Origin of the sequence: Mesorhizobium sp. M4A.F.Ca.ET.050.02.1.1, assembly GCF_003997725.1 — a bacterium.
Taxonomy (GTDB): domain Bacteria; phylum Pseudomonadota; class Alphaproteobacteria; order Rhizobiales; family Rhizobiaceae; genus Mesorhizobium.
The window spans coordinates 1-2,468 of sequence record NZ_RZSG01000852.1; the positions used below are offsets into that span (position 1 = coordinate 1).

Here is a 2,468-nt window from a genome sequence, read left to right on the forward strand (position 1 = left end):
GGCCTCGTACGACGTGGCTGTCGATGGCCGTGCGCTCGCCATAACCGCCTCGACCGCCCGCGACACCGCGACCGGACGCATCACGACGCTCGATGCCAGCGTCAATCTCGCCGACGCCAGCACGGCTGGCGCCGCTGCGGAGACCGGTGGCAGGCTGGGCACAATCGCCTTGAAGCTGACCGGGTCGGAAGGCGCAGGCGAGACGAAGTCGCGGCTGACCGCTTCGCTGTCGCTTGCCGGCTCCGTGCTCGACCTCGGTTCGCGCGGGCTGCTGCCAGCCGATGTCGAAGCCGATGCGACACTCCTGGCCGGCGCCAACAAGATCGATGTCAGCCGGTTGCTCCTCAAGACCGGTCGCTCGACCTTCGACTTTGCCGGTTCGATCGGGCCGAAGCCGGCCGCAGCGGGGGAGGAGCCGTCCTACCGCTACGACCTAACCAGCGACGGCTCCACGCTTGCGCCGTCAGAATCGCCAGAGCCGGGGCTCAACTTCTTCGCCCGCATCGCCGGTGTTTACCAGACCAAGAGCCGCAAGCTCGTCGCCGAGCAGATAGGCATCCGTTCCGGTGGGCCAAGCGAAGTGCTCGGCTCGGCCTCGATCGCTTTCATCGACAACGGTCCGCCGGGCATATCGCTTTCGCTCAACGTGCACGACATGCCGGTCTCGCATGTCAAGCAATTATGGCCCTGGTTCTCCGCCCGGAACGCTCGTCTGTGGGTGCTGGACAATCTGTTCGGCGGCCGTGTCGTCGACGCCAATCTGCAGTTCCAGGTCGTGCCGGGACGACTTGGCAACGGCGTCCCGCTTTCGGCCGACGAGGTATTCGGCCGCTTTCAGATCGAGGGTTCGCGCTTCGACACCGCCGGCCGTATCCCGCCGATCCGCGATGCGGTGGGCGAGGTATCCTTCCATGGCAACGATGTCGACATCGCGCTGTCCTCCGGCAGCGTCTACATGGCCAGCGGCCGCACGGTGGCGGCCAGCAACGGCACGCTGACGGTCAAGCAGGCAAACCACGCGCCGGTTATCGGCGCGCTCGACATCGATGTTGCCGGTGAGGCGCCGGCCATCGCCGAACTAGCCTCGTATGAGCCGATCAACGCCATGCGCCATGTCGGCCTCTTGCCGGAGGACCTCAGCGGCACGGTGACAGGCCACGTCAAGGCCGACATACCGCTGACGTCGGGAGTCGACACCTCGAAGCTCAACTGGCTGGTGGCGCTGGACTACAAGGACCTGTCGCTCGCCAAGCCGTTCGAGGACCAGACGGTGACGGAGGCCGACGGCTCTATCACCGTCGAGCCCGACCAGGCGGTGATCTCGGCCAAGGCGCGGCTCAATGGCATCCCGGCCGAGCTCGATATCGTCGAGCCGCTCGTCGATGACGGCCCGCCGCGCAGCCGCAAGGTCGCGCTCGTGCTCGACGACAAGACGCGCGCGGCCGCCATGCCGGGCCTGTCGCCGCTGCTTTCGGGAACCGTCAAGGTTACGATCGACAAGAGCGAAGGCGACGAACAGAACGTTTCGGCCGACCTCACCAACGCCAGGCTCGACATTCCCTGGGCGGGGTGGAGCAAGGGCGCGGGCGTTGCCGCCAAGGTCACGTTCGCGATGAAGAAGGCCGGTGCCACCACGACGCTCGCCGACTTCGATCTCGACGGAAAAAGCTTTTCCGTCGACGGCGATGTGACGCTCGTGAACGGGGCGCTGTCGTCGGCGCGCTTCAGCAAGGTCGCCTTGAACCGGGGCGACGATGTCGCCGTATCCGTGAAGCGGTCCGGCAAGGGCTATGCGGTCGATGTCAGCGGCGAGGCGCTCGACGCCCGCTCGCTGATCAAGCAGTTCACCTCCGATGTCGACACCGCCACCAAGACCACCGGCAGCGATGCGATTTCCGTCAACGCCGATGTCGGTTCGCTTACCGGCTTCCATGACGAGATGCTGTCCAACCTGAAGCTGAACTACAGCGCCGCCGGCTCCCGCGTGAACGGCCTCGAGGTCAGCGCCACCGCGAGCTCCGGCGCGGCCATTACCATCCGCAACACGACCGCCGACGGCAGGCGGGCGCTCAGCATGAAGTCGGCCGACGCCGGCGCCATCCTGCGCTTCCTCAATGTCTACGAGCACATGGAAGGTGGCTCGATCACGCTGTCGATGGCGGGGGCCAGCGATGGGCCGATGAAGGGGCAGGTCGATGCCACCAACTTCTTCGTCGTCAACGAGCCGAAGCTCGCCTCGATCGTGTCGACCACGCCGGCCGGCGACACGCGCAGCCTGAACCAGGCGGTCAAGGCCGATATCGACACTTCGAGGGTCAAGTTCGAGCGCGGCTACGCCGAGATCGACAAGGGCGCCGGCTATCTGAAGCTGGCGAACGGGGTGCTGCGCGGCGAGCGCATCGGCACCACTTTCCAAGGCACGCTCTACGACCAGAACAACAACATGGACATGACCGGCACCTTCATGC

1 protein-coding gene is annotated in these 2,468 nt (G+C 66.1%); it reads left to right on the top strand.

Annotated features, from left to right (window positions below; genetic code table 11):
- Nucleotides 1-2,468: DUF3971 domain-containing protein (locus EOA33_RS32175; protein ID WP_127407462.1), on the top strand; the 2,468-nt coding region annotated here is incomplete at both ends.